Origin of the sequence: Ferrimonas pelagia, assembly GCF_039543565.1 — a bacterium.
GTDB classification, from domain to species: domain Bacteria; phylum Pseudomonadota; class Gammaproteobacteria; order Enterobacterales; family Shewanellaceae; genus Ferrimonas; species Ferrimonas pelagia.
This window is the reverse complement of sequence record NZ_BAABJZ010000006.1, coordinates 209,902-223,776: the sequence shown is the minus strand read 5'-3', so window position 1 is coordinate 223,776 and position 13,875 is coordinate 209,902. Positions and strand designations below refer to the sequence as shown.

The 13,875-nt window shown below is 60.4% G+C and carries 14 protein-coding genes; 6 read left to right on the top strand and 8 right to left on the bottom strand.

Features of this window, described 5'->3' with window-relative positions; genetic code table 11:
* Positions 1 to 8 precede the first annotated feature (8 nt).
* The 6 genes from ABEA08_RS02885 to ABEA08_RS02860 all read left to right on the top strand — a co-directional run bounded on the left by ABEA08_RS02885 (position 9) and on the right by ABEA08_RS02860 (position 7,067).
* On the top strand, positions 9 to 755 hold the full coding sequence (locus ABEA08_RS02885; protein WP_345333131.1) for a PIG-L deacetylase family protein: 747 nt from the start codon (positions 9 to 11) through the stop codon (positions 753 to 755).
* Between the two features lie 569 nt (positions 756 to 1,324).
* Complete coding sequence (gene surE, locus ABEA08_RS02880; RefSeq protein ID WP_345333129.1) at positions 1,325 to 2,308, top strand: 5'/3'-nucleotidase SurE; 984 nt, start codon at positions 1,325 to 1,327, stop codon at positions 2,306 to 2,308.
* A 14-nt stretch (positions 2,309 to 2,322) separates the two neighbouring features.
* On the top strand, positions 2,323 to 2,907 hold the full coding sequence (locus ABEA08_RS02875; RefSeq protein WP_345333127.1) for a hypothetical protein: 585 nt from the start codon (positions 2,323 to 2,325) through the stop codon (positions 2,905 to 2,907).
* Positions 2,908 to 3,116: 209 nt separating this feature from the next.
* Entirely contained in the window at positions 3,117 to 5,603 is a 2,487-nt protein-coding gene (locus ABEA08_RS02870; RefSeq protein WP_345333125.1) for a DMSO/selenate family reductase complex A subunit, read from the top strand.
* A gap of 4 nt (positions 5,604 to 5,607) precedes the next feature.
* A complete protein-coding gene (locus tag ABEA08_RS02865; RefSeq protein WP_345333124.1) occupies positions 5,608 to 6,279 on the top strand; it encodes a DMSO/selenate family reductase complex B subunit in 672 nt (223 codons plus the stop codon).
* Between the two features lie 158 nt (positions 6,280 to 6,437).
* Entirely contained in the window at positions 6,438 to 7,067 is a 630-nt protein-coding gene (locus ABEA08_RS02860) for a TorD/DmsD family molecular chaperone (RefSeq protein WP_345333122.1), read from the top strand.
* Between the two features lie 22 nt (positions 7,068 to 7,089).
* On the opposite strand, the gene ABEA08_RS02855 is transcribed toward ABEA08_RS02860, so the two are convergent.
* The 8 genes from ABEA08_RS02855 to hypB form a co-directional block, all read right to left on the bottom strand.
* Positions 7,090 to 8,334: a glycosyltransferase gene (locus ABEA08_RS02855; protein WP_345333120.1), complete on the bottom strand. Its 1,245-nt coding sequence runs from the start codon at positions 8,332 to 8,334 to the stop codon at positions 7,090 to 7,092.
* A gap of 189 nt (positions 8,335 to 8,523) precedes the next feature.
* Positions 8,524 to 8,865 carry a hypothetical protein gene (locus ABEA08_RS02850; protein WP_345333118.1) on the bottom strand — a complete coding sequence of 114 codons (342 nt, stop codon included), beginning with the start codon at positions 8,863 to 8,865 and terminating at the stop codon, positions 8,524 to 8,526.
* Between the two features lie 111 nt (positions 8,866 to 8,976).
* Positions 8,977 to 9,249 carry a hypothetical protein gene (locus ABEA08_RS02845; protein ID WP_345333116.1) on the bottom strand — a complete coding sequence of 91 codons (273 nt, stop codon included), beginning with the start codon at positions 9,247 to 9,249 and terminating at the stop codon, positions 8,977 to 8,979.
* 595 nt (positions 9,250 to 9,844) lie between these two features.
* Positions 9,845 to 10,192, bottom strand: a complete 348-nt coding sequence (locus ABEA08_RS02840) for an MreC domain-containing protein (RefSeq protein WP_345333114.1) — start codon at positions 10,190 to 10,192, stop codon at positions 9,845 to 9,847.
* A 128-nt stretch (positions 10,193 to 10,320) separates the two neighbouring features.
* Positions 10,321 to 11,355 (bottom strand): hydrogenase expression/formation protein HypE, encoded by a 1,035-nt coding sequence (gene hypE, locus ABEA08_RS02835; RefSeq protein ID WP_345333112.1) that lies wholly within the window; start codon positions 11,353 to 11,355, stop codon positions 10,321 to 10,323.
* A complete protein-coding gene (hypD, locus tag ABEA08_RS02830; RefSeq protein WP_345333110.1) occupies positions 11,356 to 12,465 on the bottom strand; it encodes a hydrogenase formation protein HypD in 1,110 nt (369 codons plus the stop codon). It abuts the gene before it with no gap.
* Positions 12,462 to 12,740, bottom strand: a complete 279-nt coding sequence (locus ABEA08_RS02825; protein ID WP_345333108.1) for a HypC/HybG/HupF family hydrogenase formation chaperone — start codon at positions 12,738 to 12,740, stop codon at positions 12,462 to 12,464. Before ABEA08_RS02825 ends, hypD begins: the two co-directional genes overlap by 4 nt.
* On the bottom strand, positions 12,731 to 13,873 hold the full coding sequence (gene hypB / locus ABEA08_RS02820; RefSeq protein ID WP_345333106.1) for a hydrogenase nickel incorporation protein HypB: 1,143 nt from the start codon (positions 13,871 to 13,873) through the stop codon (positions 12,731 to 12,733). The genes ABEA08_RS02825 and hypB overlap by 10 nt, the downstream gene beginning before the upstream one ends.
* Positions 13,874 to 13,875: the final 2 nt, after the last annotated feature.

The following is a 13,875-nucleotide window of genomic DNA, read 5'->3' as shown; positions in this document are numbered from 1 at the left end:
TCCAACGTATGAGCAATACTCTTCTCCTCCTTGGTGTCTACGGCATGGAAATGGTCGAATGCGGCGGCGCATTGGCCCTTAACAAACAGCAAGGCGGCCAATCCCATGCCGCTCTGATGCTGGTGCGTGACGACATGAAAGACGACATCCAACGCGCCGGTGAGGTACTGGGGATCGACAGCATCACCCATCTGGATTTTGAGCGTGGCGGGATCGATCTGCGCCACGAATACAAACAGGCGATCTGCCGGGTGATCCGCACCGTCAAACCGGACATCATCATCACCCAAGATCCCGAGCACAGCTATGAAGATCTGGATCCGGATCGCCGCCCTGCCATGCTTCTGCTACTGGAAGCCATCGCCCTGGCCGGTCGCGACTACGGGCTGGAAGCGATGCCAGAGCTGGCGCCGCACCCAGTACCGACCATCTATTACATGTCCCCCGCCAAAGCCAACTGCAACGTCGACATCGCCGGCGTCCTGCCGCTCAAGCAAGCCGCCATGGCCGAGCTGAAGCTGCAGATGGAGTTCTCAGGCCAACACGCCCGCACCCTACTCGATGCCGCCAACCAGGACGCGCTAATGGGCGGCAGCATCGCCGGCAAGAGCGACTATGAGGTGGGCCGCGCCTTCCAGGGTGCCCTCGACTACGCCCTGCACGTCGGCGCGGGTATCGGCCACCACGGCCGACACGTCCTGGCCGAACCCTACCGCAAACAGGGCCTGTTCGAGCTCAAAAGCTTGATGGTGTAAAGCGCTATAAGCTGCAAGCTATCAGCGGTCAGTAAGGACCGCTGTCTGTCGCTACGCAACAGCTATAGGGCTCCGCCTGGGGCCTTAAGCGACTCCGTCGCAGCCATAAACGCTGCGCGCGCCAAAACCAAAACCACAGCCAAAAACAAGAACACGCTTTGCCGCTCTTGTGGCTCTCGCTGTTACAGATAGCTTAAAGCTGACAGCTGCTCTCCCTACTCCCCCTGCTCTTGCTGCTCTAACCCGGCGCAGCCGATACCGCCGCGACGCAGTCGCCTAAGGCCGCGCGCAGCGCATAAAGCCGTGCCGAAGGCACATGCAGCCAGCGCTTTGCTCTTACTGATAGCTGCTCTTCCTGATAGCTGCTCTTCCTGATAGCTGCTCTCCACAGCCTGTCATCGTCCAAACCAACTAGCCTCAACCCCAGCCATTCCCTTAACTATCAAGCAATAGCCAACAGCAATAACGCTCTCCTCTTTATTGTTCAGCCATACAAAAACAGTTGTGACTGCATCAAATTCCACGCTAGCTTGGCATCAACCTCCTCCAACCGCACAGGAACCCACAGCATGCGAAACCGCCTTCCCCTCCAGACCCGTCGCGTCCTCATTGGAGCCACTTTGGCCCTCTTGGCCCAGCCTGCGTCGGCACTGAACATCCTGCTCACCAACGACGATGGCTTTGAAACCCCCAACATTCAGGCGCTGTACCAGGCGCTCAAGGCCGATGGCCACGATGTGGTGATCGCCGCGCCCTACGTCAATCAAAGCGGCCGCTCCGCGTCCCTGCATTTCTTCAACCCCGTCCTGCCTACATCCGAGGACAGTGAACACGGCGCCGTCGCGGCAGGCGCGCCGGGCGTCGGCACCGCGCCGGACGATCCGGATCAACACTATGTCGACGGCACCCCCGCCACCGCCGTCCTGTACGGCATCGATGTCGTCGCCCAAGCGCGCTGGGGCCAATACCCGGACTTAGTGATCTCCGGTCCGAACGAAGGCAACAACCTCGGCGTCATGGCCAACCACTCCGGAACCATTGGCGCCACCGTTACCGCACTGTACCGCGGCGTTCCCGCCATCGCCGTCAGCGGCCACTCCAGCAGCGGCCGGGATGGCAGCCATGACAAGATCGCCGCCGCGACCATGAAGCTGATCCGTCAGCTGGGTAACGACACCCCGGTGCTGCCCGCCGGATTGGGGATCACGTTAAACCTGCCCAGTCTGGCCGAGATCGACACCGATGAGCTCAGCTACGCCGCCGCTCAGATAGGCGTCAGCGCACAATACGTGCCTAAATTTGTCACCAGCCTGGGGGATGATCCCTTGGTTCAGGGCTTCTTCGGCGAGCATGCCGCCCGCTTAGTCGGCCTGCCCGGTATCGCGCTGGGCCTGCAACCGCAGCTGGACAGCTTAGAAGACACCGCCAGCAACGCCGAAACCGGGTTAGTGGCCGAGGGGATCGCCACCATCAGTACCCTGAACGTCACCTACTCAGGCAACCGGGCGCAAACCGGCTGGGTCGATCTCAAACTGCTCGGTCTGAGCCAATAACGAGGAGATGCACAATGAAATATTGGCCAGCATTGGCGCTGCTTGTGGTGCTGACGGGGTGCAGTAGCGAGGATCCCGCCTCCACCTTTGAGCCCGGCGCGCAATTAGAGCACCTACAAATCGCGCAGGAGTCGGTACAGATCCGCCGATTCGCCAGCGCACAAGACAGCTATGCCGTCTACTACCGCTACCCATCACAGCAAGCCAGCGGCAGTTGGCAGGACTGGGATAACCGCAGCGCCAGCATCGGCGTGGAAACAAGCCTGCTCGACAGCCCCGTCGCTGCTTCCCAGCCCGCACTGTACAGCGAGCTGCCCGTCGGCGAGCTGCAACTGCTGCTCAATGATCAGCGCCTCAGTCTGAGCCGAGACAGCGACGGTCAACTGCGCAGCGACGGCAATGGCTGTCAGCTAAGCGGCGAGCGCCTGGCCGAGTTTGTCGCCGGTGCGGACCAGATCAGCCTGACACTGCAGCAATGCGGTGAACTGGATGGTCACTATCAGGGCGTCCTGTTTGCCGATCCCACCTTGGCCCCGGCCGCGGCCGATCTGATCGTCAGTAACTCAGACACCGTGTTGGATCTCTTGCTGTACCGCTAAGCACGACATCAATCCAGCGTGCCGCCCGATGCGGGCGGTACGCGCATTCCCCTCCGACCGCGCCCTGTTCATATATTTTCATATTTCATCAAACCCCATTCATATCCGGCCCTTCGCCATTCATATCTAATCGATACCCTTACCCTCAGTGATTGTATTTTCCATCAGAGCGTCCCGCGCCATTCCCCGCAGGACCATGAGGAGTTGCCATGCAACGTCGATATTTTCTGAAAATGAGCGCCAGCCTGACCGGCGCCGCGGCCCTGTCCGGCTGCAACCCGTTCGCCGACAAGGCCAGCACCGCCGCCACGCCACTCGCACCGGAAAGCGTCAACTGGAGTGCCTGCCTGGTCAACTGCGGCTCCAACTGCCCGCTCAAAGTCTTCTCCCGAGACGGGATCATCACCCGCATCGAAACCGATCACAGCTTCGAGGATGGCTATGGCAACCATCAGGTCCGTGCGTGCCTGCGTGGCCGCTCGGTGCGCCAGCGCGTCTACGCGCCGGATCGCCTCAAGTACCCAATGAAGCGCGTCGGCCCCCGCGGCAGCGGCCAGTATGAGCGGATCAGCTGGGACGAAGCGCTGGACACCATCCATCAGAAACTCGGCGGGATCATCGAGCAGCACGGCAACGAGTCAGTGTTCTTCACCTACAACTCCGGCGCCTACTACCACTTCGGCGGCAAGCAGAACTACTACCGCCTGATGAACCTGCTCGGCGGTTACCTGGGCAGCTACGGCGATTACAGCTGGGGCCAGATGTATCAGGCCGCCAAGTACACTTATGGCAGCGAAGCACTGGCCTACGCCGGCAGCGCCATGGCCGAGATGAGCAACGCCGATCTGGTGTTGATGCTGGGCTACAACCCGTCGGAAATTCGAATGAGCGGCTCCGGCGAGGCTTATGACTTTCTGATGATGCAGCAAAGCGGCCGCTTCAAGACCATCATCGTCGATCCCCGCTACACCGACTCGGCGCTGGGCAAGGAAGATCAATGGCTGCCGATCCGCCCGGGCACCGACGCCGCAATGGCCGAAGCAATCGCCTTTGAGCTGATCAGCCAAAACCGCATCGATCAAACCTTCCTCGACACCTACTGTCAGGGCTTCGATGAGCGCACGTTGCCCGACGGCGTCCCCTACGCCGCCAGCTACAAGTCGCACATCCTCGACAACACGGATCCCGCCTCCCTGCAACCGGGCCCGAACGCCAAGACCCCAGAGTGGGCGGCGAAGATCACCGGCATTCCGGCGGACACCCTGCGCCAGCTGGCCAAGCAGTTGGCGGACACCGCCGAGTCCGGCCGTGTTTACGTGCAGATCGCCGCCTCCCTGAACCGCCACGCGGCCGGGGAAAACACCATCCGTGCCATGTACATGCTGCCACTGATGCTGGGCCAGCTCGGCCTGCCGGGCACCAATACTGGCGCACTCCCCTCCGGTGCTAGTATGCACGCGCCACGCATGCCGATGGGCAGCAACCCGGTGGACAAGTCCATCTCCTTCTTCACCTGGACCCAGGCGGTGGAGGATGGTGCCAACATGACCGTACTGCGCGATGGCGTAAAAATGCCCGAGGACCAACTCGACGCCAATGGCGACGGTAAGCTCAATACCGGGATCAAAGCCATCATCAACTACGCCGGCAACGCGCTCATTAACCAGCACGCCGACACCAACCGCACCGAGCAAATTTTGCAGGACGAATCCAAGTGCGAATTCATTCTGGTGGTGGACAATTGGATGACCCCGAGCGCCCGCTACGCCGACATCGTGCTGCCGGACGTGACCTGGCTGGAGAGCGAGGATCTGATCTCCCAGGGCTACGCCGCCGGTAACACCGCCACCGTGGTGCAGATGAGCTCCAGCGTCGGCCCCATGTTTGAGTGCCGCAACTCCTACGACGTCTGCACCGAGCTGGCCAAACGCTTCGGGGTGGAAGATGCCTTTACCGAAGGCAAAACCACGCAGGATTGGCTGGATCAATTCTACGCCGAAGCCCAGGCGGCCAACCCGGGTTTGCCGGACAAAGAGGTCATGCTCAAGCAGGGCGTCTACCGTCAGTACCTGCCTCAGGGCAGCCACATCGCGCTGGAGGATTTCCGCAAGGATCCTCAAGCCCATCCACTGGACACCCCGTCAGGCAAGATCGAAATTTACGCCACACCACTGGCCTATAAAGAGGCGCACTGGCAACTGCCCGACGGGCAGCAAGAGCGGGTCACCGCCATTCCGAAATATAGCCCTCACCGCGACGGCTATGAGGACGTAGAGACCCGCCAGCGCTACCCATTGCAGTTGACCGGTTACCACACCAAGGGCCGGGTGCACTCGAGCTATCACAACGTGCCCTGGCTGCGCGAGGCGGTGCAGGACGCGGTCTGGATCAATCCGATGGACGCAGCCGAGCGTGGCCTGAAAACCGACGACAAAGTCCGGGTCTGGAACGACCGTGGCGAGATCGAAGTGGCGGTGAAAGTGACCCCGCGGATCATGCCGGGCGTGGCGGCACTGGGTCAGGGTGCCTGGTTCAAAGGCGGCCAGTTCCAGGGCGGTAAGGTGGATACAGGCGGCTGTCTCAATACCCTGACCTCACAGCAACCGACCCCCTTGTCCAAAGGCAACGGTCAGCACACCAACCTGGTTGAGATAGGCAAAGCGCCGCAGCAAGCCGAAAAGAGCACTGAGGAATAACCCCATGAGACAACCAAAGCAATACGGCTTTTTCGTCGATACCGCCAAGTGCACCGGCTGCAAAACCTGTCAGGTGGCGTGTAAGGACAAAAACGATCTGCCGGTGGGGATCAACTACCGCCGCGTCTACGAGTACGGCGGTGGCGGCTATCAGGTCAATGCCGACAACATCATCGAAGTGCAGGATGTGTACGCTTACTACGCCTCCATCAGCTGCAACCACTGCAGCAAGCCCGCCTGTGTCAAAGTCTGTCCCACCGGCGCCATGCACAAGCGCCGCAAAGACGGCCTGGTGCTGATCGACCAAGCGCAATGCATGGCCTGTGGTCGCTGCCATAAGGCCTGCCCCTATGATGCGCCGCAGATGGACTTTGAGTCCGGCCACATGACCAAATGCGACGGCTGCCATGAGCGCATCGCCGAGGGCCGCCTGCCGATCTGCGTCGAATCCTGCCCGATGCGGGCGCTGGATTTCGGCCCGATGGACGAGCTTAAAGCCAAGTACCCAGATCATCGGGACATCGCGCCGCTACCCAACCCCAAGCGCACTCAGCCCAATCTGTTGGTGCGTGCCAACAAGCACGCCCGCGCCAGCGGCGAGGGTGACGGCGACGTGCTCAACTGGGCCGAAGGGCTGGTCAACTTCCCGTGGGAAAGCAAAGGCAAACTGGGATAAAACCAAAGTCTTATGCGCAGTGCATCGAAAAGACAATGGCAAATCGAACCGGTTTCTTGATCTGGATCGGTTCGATTTTGACCACATTACGCATAATCAAAGCTAACGCGAATTCATCAAGTGGAGAGCCATCTCCACTTATTATTGGAAAAGACACAATGGACAGCGAACTGAGAGCCAACCTACAGGCCGCCGCGCAAGTGTTGTATCACGCCCTGTATCGCGAACCGAAGCTGGATTTCCTCCGAACATTGCAAGGGGCAGGGGCCGCCCGCAGTTGGCCTGACTACGCCCAGAATGCCACCCAAAAGCAGGCACTGGTGCAGTTGGAACGGGCCTTGTCGCAGCCAACAGAGGCATTGCTGGCGCAACTCAAACCCGACTTTGCAGCCCTGTTTATCGGCCCGGGTCCACTCAAGGCGATCCCTTGGGGGAGCCCCTACCTGCATGAGAAACGCTTGCTGTGCGGCCCCTCCACTCAGGCGCTGATGCAGTGGTATCGGCACCATGGCATTGAGGTGAACAGCGACAGCAATGAGCCGCTGGATCACATCGGCCTGCTGCTGTCGGTCATCGCCTTGCTCGTCAGCGATCCCGGTAAAGATCCGGTCCTGACAGAGCTGCTGCGCGATCATCTGCTGCCCTGGTCTGGGCGCATGCTGAGCTTGATGCAGACGCAGGCACAAACCGACTACTACCAAGCCATCGCGGGCCTGACTCAAGCGTTGCTCGACACCCTCAGCAACGCCCTCGCCATCACCACGCCAGAGGTGCGGCTCTACGCCTGACGCCGACGTGTCGGAGCCTGACTTACCCCAACGGCGCAGATCGCGCCGTTTTCTTTACTCTGCGCTGCGCCGCCATCGCCTGCAGAAACAGCGCCGCCAAGGCCTGCGCCTGCTGTCGCACATCATAGCGCGCCTTAACCCGGCTCTCGGCTAAGTCCGTCTGGGCCTGCAACCGCCGTTGCAGCGCCGGCTCGGTCACACTCTGCAACATCATCGCCATCCGCTGCGCCAACGCCTTCGGGGAGCTCGGTGGACACAGCAGTGCCGTCTCCTCATCGACGATCCCCAGCGACCGCATCAGCTCCGTGGTGATCACCGGCAACCGCAGCGCCATCGCCTCCTTCAACACCAGCGGGCCGGTATCCATCCGTCCATCTTCGGTGCGACAAAACGGCAGCACCATCGCCAGATAGCCCGGCGCGTGCTGACGCAGCCACTCACGATCCACCGCCCCCAAAAAGCGGCACCAAGGCGCAAGCTCTAGCCGAGCACATTGCTGACGCAGCGCCGCCGCCAAAGGGCCATCTCCGGCCAGATCCAACCTGGGCCGTTGCGCCGGCGGCAACAGCGCTAGCGCATCGAGCAGATCCGCCACGCCCTTGGTTTCCGATAAGCGCCCCAAAAACAGCAATCTCAAACCGCTGCCCGCCTCGCCCGCCCCACCGCAAAATAGCTCAGTGTCGATCCCACAAGGAATGCAATGCACCCTAGCCGCAGGCGCCAACGCCAGCATATCGGCTTGCATCGCCTCACTGACCGCCACGGCAAAGTCACAACCGCGCAGCTTCAGGGGCAGATCTACTGGCGCCCGATAGACATCAGTGCCATGACCGGTAAAGGAGACCGGCAGCCCCAGCAGGCGCCCAGCGATCAACGCCATGGCGGCGCTGCTATGAACAAAGTGGGCATGAATATGGCGACAGCGCCCCGCGCGCACCCACACCGCCAAACGCAGGCCATGCAGCATCAGTGAACGCGGCCGGATCCCACCTTGCTGTGTGGCCCATTGCCAGGCCGAACGCACCTGTGACCAGCGCCACGGCAGCAAAAACAGCACAAGTCCCAACACCCGCCATAGGCCGATATCCCGGGTACACCCCATCTGCGCCGCGATGATCTCATCGCCCGGCTGACACGCCCCGTCACGTCGCTCAAAACAGATCGGCCGAACAGCGATCCCCTCCGCCGCCAGCGCGCGGATCTCAGCGGTAATAAAGGTTTCACTGATCACCGGAAAGCTGGGGATCACATACGCCACATTTTGCATTTTGCCTCCCAAATGGCCTCGCTAGGCTCGATCGACATCAGGCGCACGCCCGACGGATAGGCCTAACACGCGACTCACGACACCGCCATAGAGGTAGAGCAAGATCCGCGCCGTTCTCGAGGTTTTCCGCCCATAAAAAAACCGAAGCCAAAGCCTCGGTTTCCATCAGCACCAACGGCCAGTCCGTGCTCAGCCATACGCTAACAGGGCAAACGCGATCACCCCGGCAGTCACCAAACTACCCATCAACGCGCCTTGCCACGCGGGCCGCTGTGCCTGCGCTGACGCCAGCGACTGCTGCAACAAGCAAAGCTCATGCTTTAGGTACAGCACCTGCGCTTGCAGTTGCGCGTTCTTCGAACGGTCGCACTCCAACTCGAGCGCCAAGACTCGCACCTCACTAAGCATGTTAGACTCTGAGCTGACCAAACGAAGTGACGGCTTACCCGGTGCCGCACTGCCACGTTGCTGCTCGCGGCGATGGTGCCACTCCATGATCCGCGGGCTCATTCGATAGGTTTTGATATTCATCCCCCCCCCATTCTCATGCCGAACAAAAAACCTTTAAATACAAAGGCTTTTTTGGTGTCACTGCAGTAAGGCTAACAAACCCCCATACAACCAAGTTTGATCCAGGTCACTCTATCGACCGATCCGCAGTAATTGTTCTTCTACCGGCATCGGCAACAGGCGATTGCGACCAAACGAGCCGCTCACCTTCACTTGCCCAGCGGGGCCGTCAGTCACCTCACCGATGATCGCTGCCTCCGCGCCGATCGGATGTACCGGGATCGCCGCCAGCGCAACCGCCTTATCGCCACCGAGGACAAAGCAAGCACCCAACTGCCGCTCAGTCGACACGATGCCGAGCCCCGAGGCGTTGAAAGACAACTCGTAGCACGTGCCGTTATGCACCGTATCGCCGATACCGGTCTGCGATCAGACTGCCCGCATTCTTTGCGCCATCGACTGAACAATCCGCGTGGGCGTGGCCAGCGCCACGGCAACAGGATTAGCAAAAGCCCCCACCCCATCACAGGCCGAGCTCAAAGGGACATCCATCTGCGCCGCGATCGCCTCTTCCCGACGTTTCGCGTCCGTAAAAAACGCTCTGTCTTAAGTCACAGGTGAAGTTCGAGGCGAACATTTTTTGGGGCCACCGAAAGCAGCATCAAGCATTAGTGCGTGGAGACAGATCCCGAGCGCAGCGCTGCCGCTTTTGTCGTTGCCTCTCCATCAATAACGGGGGACGACTTTCAGCCGCTTGCTGGAGTTGGCGTTGGACCACACCTTAAGTGAGAGAGCAGCGAAACGAAGGGGAATGCAGAGGAGCTCGCCTCTCGTAATTTCACAAAGATGGCTAGCCGCCGCCAACACGACATGGGAACTAAAGGCGATGCTAAAGGTTGAGATACAAGACAAAAAAATCGACCCGCAGCTAACTCGGGCACAGCATAAAAAACCGAAGCCAAAGCCTCGGTTTCCATCAACGCCCACGGCCAGTCCGTGCTCAGCCGTACGCTAACAAAGCAAACGCGATCACCCCGGCAGTCACCAAACTGCCGATCAACGCTCCCTGCCAAGCCAGACGCCGTGCCAACGCCGACTCCAGCGACTCCTCCCGCTGCAGCGAGCCGAGCTCGTGCTGTAGGTAAAGCACCTGAGCCTGCAACTGCGCGTTCTTGGAGCGGGCGCACTCCAGCTCGAGCGCCAAGACCCGCACCTCGCTGAGCATATTGAGCTCAGAGCTCACCAATCGCAGCGGCGGACTATTCGGCTCCGCGCTGCTGCGTTGTTGCTCGCGGCGAAGGTGCCACTCCATGATCTGCTGGCTCATCCGGTAGGTTTTATCTTTCATCACCACTCTTCTTCGCGTTATTAAGCCATCGCATTAAAAAACCCCGGTCAATTACCGAGGTTTTTGGGATATCCAAGTGATCATGCTATCAGAGCTTAACCGCGGATAATTTGATTCGCCCCACCAAATCAGCAGATCCGCGGCAACTGTTCGCCCACCGGCATTGGCAGCAAACGCTCGCCACCAAACGGCCCGCTCACCTTCACTTGCCCGGCAGAACCGTTGGTCACCTCACCGATGATCGCCGCCTCCGCGCCGCTCGGATGCGCACGCATCGCTGCCAGTACCGCCTCGCTGTGCTGGGCCGGAACCACGGCGATCAACTTGCCTTCATTGGCCATCAGTAGCGGATCTAAGCCTAAGATCTCACTGACGCCGCGCACCTGCGGATGCAGCGGAATGGCCGACTCCGCCAAGGTGATCCCCACCCCAGCCGAGCTCGCCATCTCATTGGCCACCGCCGCGACGCCACCGCGGGTGGCATCACGCAGCGCTCGCACCGAGCCGGCCGCCAACATCGCCTCCACCAAGCCATTGAGTGGCTGACAGTCGCTTTCCAGCGTACCAGACAACGCCAGCTCGCCCCGCGCCTGTAGGATAGCCGCCCCGTGATCGCCCACCGTACCCGAGACGATCACCTTATCGCCGCTTTGGATAAAACGGGCACCAAGTTGACGGTCGACCGGGACGATGCCGATCCCCGAGGTGTTGATAAACAGCTTGTCGCATGCGCCCTTATGCACCACCTTGGTATCACCGGTGACGATGCGCACCCCAGCTTGCCGCGCCGTTACCGCCATCGACTGCACGATGCGCTCAAGCGTGGCCAGCGCCAAGCCCTCCTCGATGATAAAGCTACAGGACAGATATTTCGGGATCGCGCCGGCCATCGCCACATCATTGACCGTGCCACACACCGCCAGCTTGCCGATATCGCCCCCGGGAAACTCCAGTGGATCGACCACAAAGGAGTCGGTGGCAAACGACAGTCTGTCCCCCGCCAGCGTCAATTCGGCCAGCGGCAACTGGGCCTGATCTTCCATCAAGGCCAACTCACTGTTATCGAACGCCGCGACAAAATGGGTTTCGATCAATTGCTGCATCGCCTGACCGCCACTGCCGTGGGCCAAGGTGATGATCGCGTCTTTCGCTAATACCGTCATTTACACTCCCGCTCGGTATTGATAATAGGCCGCGCAAGCGCCTTCACTGGACACCATCAAGGCCCCCACCGGCATCTGCGGCTTACAGATAGTGCCAAACAAGGGGCATTGGTGCGGCTTAAGCTGGCCACGCAATACCCGGGCACAACCACAGCCTTCCGGCTCCGCCACGCTGGTACGACCGATCCCAAATCGTGCCTCGGCATCGTAAGGACGAAACGCCTCGGACAGCATCAAGCCCGACTCAGGAATGGCCCCCAGGCCACGCCAGTCCGATTCCGGCGCTGGCATAAATACCTCACCCATCGCCTGCTGGGCAATGCGGTTGCCGACACTGGTCACGGCGCGGCGATACTGATTCTCCACCCGCGCCTCGGCGGCGGCGATCTGCTTGACCACCATCGCAAGTGCCTGCAGCAAGTCGAGCGGCTCAAAACCGGCGATCACCAACGGCTTGGCGTAATCCTCGGCAATAAAGTCGTACACCTGCTCACCGGTGATCATCGACACATGCCCCGGCCCGATAAAGCCATCGATGCGAATGCCCGGATCATCCAAGATCGCCCGCAGCGGCGGGCCAATGGTGATGTGATGACACAGCACCGAGAAGTTCTCCACCCCATCCAGCGCCGCCTGTTTCAACGTCAGCGCAGTGGCCGGCGCCGTGGTTTCAAACCCCAAGGCAAAGAAGGCGACCTGTTTGTTTGGATACTCCCGCGCCAACGCCAAGGCATCCAGCGGCGAATACACCACCCGAATATCGGCCCCCCGGCTCTTGGCGTCCTGCAGACTGCCCTTATCACCAGGCACCCGCAATGCATCACCATAAGAGCAGAGGATCACGCCGTGCTCCTCCGCCAGCGTAATGGCATCGTCGATGCGGCCGCGGGGCAGCACGCACACCGGACAGCCCGGCCCATGGACAAACTCAATGTCGTCCGGCAGCAACTGGCCCAGAGCAAACTTAAAGATGGCGTGGGTATGGCCGCCGCACACCTCCATGATCTGCAGCGGCTTGCGGGATGCGGGCACCTGAGTCAACGCCGACTCGATCTGCGCCAACGCCGCCTTCACCGCCGCCGGATCGCGAAACTCATCGACAAACTTCATGCCGGCTCCCTCCCGGCCAGATCAGCCAGCTCATGCTCGAGCCCGCCGATCTCATTGAGCGCCGCCAGGGTTTCCTGCGCCTCCGCCTCGGACAATAATCCCAGAGCAAAGCCAACGTGGATCACCGCCCACTGGCCTACCAACTGCTGAGGATCGCCCGTCGGCCAGATACAGGCCGCATTTGCCAGACGACTTACCCCATTCACCGCCACCGTCACGTTAAAACGCTCAGGATCATCAATGGATTGGATCTGAGCTGGGATCCCTAAGCACATACCGGCACCTGCTTCGCCACCCAAGCCAACCACTCTTCCATGCCTTCCCCTGTCGTGGAGGACAACTGGAACACCTCGATCTCCGGATTGACCTGACGCGCATTGGCGATGCAGGCCTCCACATCAAACTCGACGTAAGGCAGCAAGTCTGTCTTTGTGATCAACATGACATCAGAGGCCGCAAACATATCGGGATACTTCAGTGGCTTATCTTCACCTTCGGTCACCGACAAGATCGCGATCTTATGATCCTCACCCAGATCAAACTCCGCCGGACAGACCAGATTACCGACGTTCTCGATAAACAGAATGCCCGCTTCCTCCAGATCCAGTTGATCCGCCGCCCGGCCCACCATGGCCGCATCCAAGTGGCAGCCCTTGCCCGTATTGACCTGCACCGCTGGCACACCGGTCGCGCGGATCCGCTCGGCGTCATTGGCGGTTTCCTGATCGCCCTCGATCACCGCCAACGAGTAATCCTCTTTCAGTTCATCCACCGTCGTGGTCAGCAAGGTGGTCTTGCCCGAGCCCGGGCTGGACACCAGATTCAGCACCAACAAACAGTCGTTATCAAAGCGGGCCCGGTTTGCATCGGCCAGAGCATCGTTTGCGCCCAAGATATCCATCTCCACCTGCACCATCTTCTGCTGACTCATCCCCGGCGCATGCGCGTGGGCCGGCCCCTGGCCGTAATCCAGCTCGCCGTCGTACTCCTCCGGCTCAAACTCCTCCGCCAGCAATGCATCAAAATCCAGCGTCGCCGACTCAGCGGGCGCGGATTGATGCTCAGGTTGATGAGCATGCTCATGCTGGTGTGCATCTAGGTGGGAATGTGGGTGGGAATGTGGCTGGGAATGTGGCTGGGAATGTTGAGTGGGATCAGCCATCAACTGCTGAGCCTGCTCCACACTGGCCACATGAAAGTGATAATGATGATGCACATCGCCCTGATGCTGATAACGATGCACGGTCTTGTGGATCACCTTACTGCCCGCGGGGCGCGGGTGAGGATGATGGTGGTCATGATCATGCTCATGACCGTGAGAATGTCCTTGGCCCTGGTGATCATGCGAATGTCCATGTTCGCCCTCGATCTTCACATTGCCTTCGGCGCAGCCGCATACTGTACACATAG

Bases quoted from the DNA above. Each gene is read 5' to 3' on its own strand.
- hypE (WP_345333112.1), bottom strand. From the start codon at position 11,355: ATGACGGTATTAGCGAAAGACGCGATCATCACCTTGGCCCACGGCAGT.
- ABEA08_RS02855 (WP_345333120.1), bottom strand. From the start codon at position 8,334: ATGCAAAATGTGGCGTATGTGATCCCCAGCTTTCCGGTGATCAGTGAA.
- ABEA08_RS02870 (WP_345333125.1), top strand. From the start codon at position 3,117: ATGCAACGTCGATATTTTCTGAAAATGAGCGCCAGCCTGACCGGCGCC.
- hypD (WP_345333110.1), bottom strand. From the start codon at position 12,465: ATGAAGTTTGTCGATGAGTTTCGCGATCCGGCGGCGGTGAAGGCGGCG.
- ABEA08_RS02850 (WP_345333118.1), bottom strand. From the start codon at position 8,865: ATGAATATCAAAACCTATCGAATGAGCCCGCGGATCATGGAGTGGCAC.
- ABEA08_RS02885 (WP_345333131.1), top strand. From the start codon at position 9: ATGAGCAATACTCTTCTCCTCCTTGGTGTCTACGGCATGGAAATGGTC.
- ABEA08_RS02825 (WP_345333108.1), bottom strand. From the start codon at position 12,740: ATGTGCTTAGGGATCCCAGCTCAGATCCAATCCATTGATGATCCTGAG.
- surE (WP_345333129.1), top strand. From the start codon at position 1,325: ATGCGAAACCGCCTTCCCCTCCAGACCCGTCGCGTCCTCATTGGAGCC.
- hypB (WP_345333106.1), bottom strand. From the start codon at position 13,873: ATGTGTACAGTATGCGGCTGCGCCGAAGGCAATGTGAAGATCGAGGGC.
- ABEA08_RS02860 (WP_345333122.1), top strand. From the start codon at position 6,438: ATGGACAGCGAACTGAGAGCCAACCTACAGGCCGCCGCGCAAGTGTTG.
- ABEA08_RS02865 (WP_345333124.1), top strand. From the start codon at position 5,608: ATGAGACAACCAAAGCAATACGGCTTTTTCGTCGATACCGCCAAGTGC.
- ABEA08_RS02840 (WP_345333114.1), bottom strand. From the start codon at position 10,192: ATGAAAGATAAAACCTACCGGATGAGCCAGCAGATCATGGAGTGGCAC.
- ABEA08_RS02875 (WP_345333127.1), top strand. From the start codon at position 2,323: ATGAAATATTGGCCAGCATTGGCGCTGCTTGTGGTGCTGACGGGGTGC.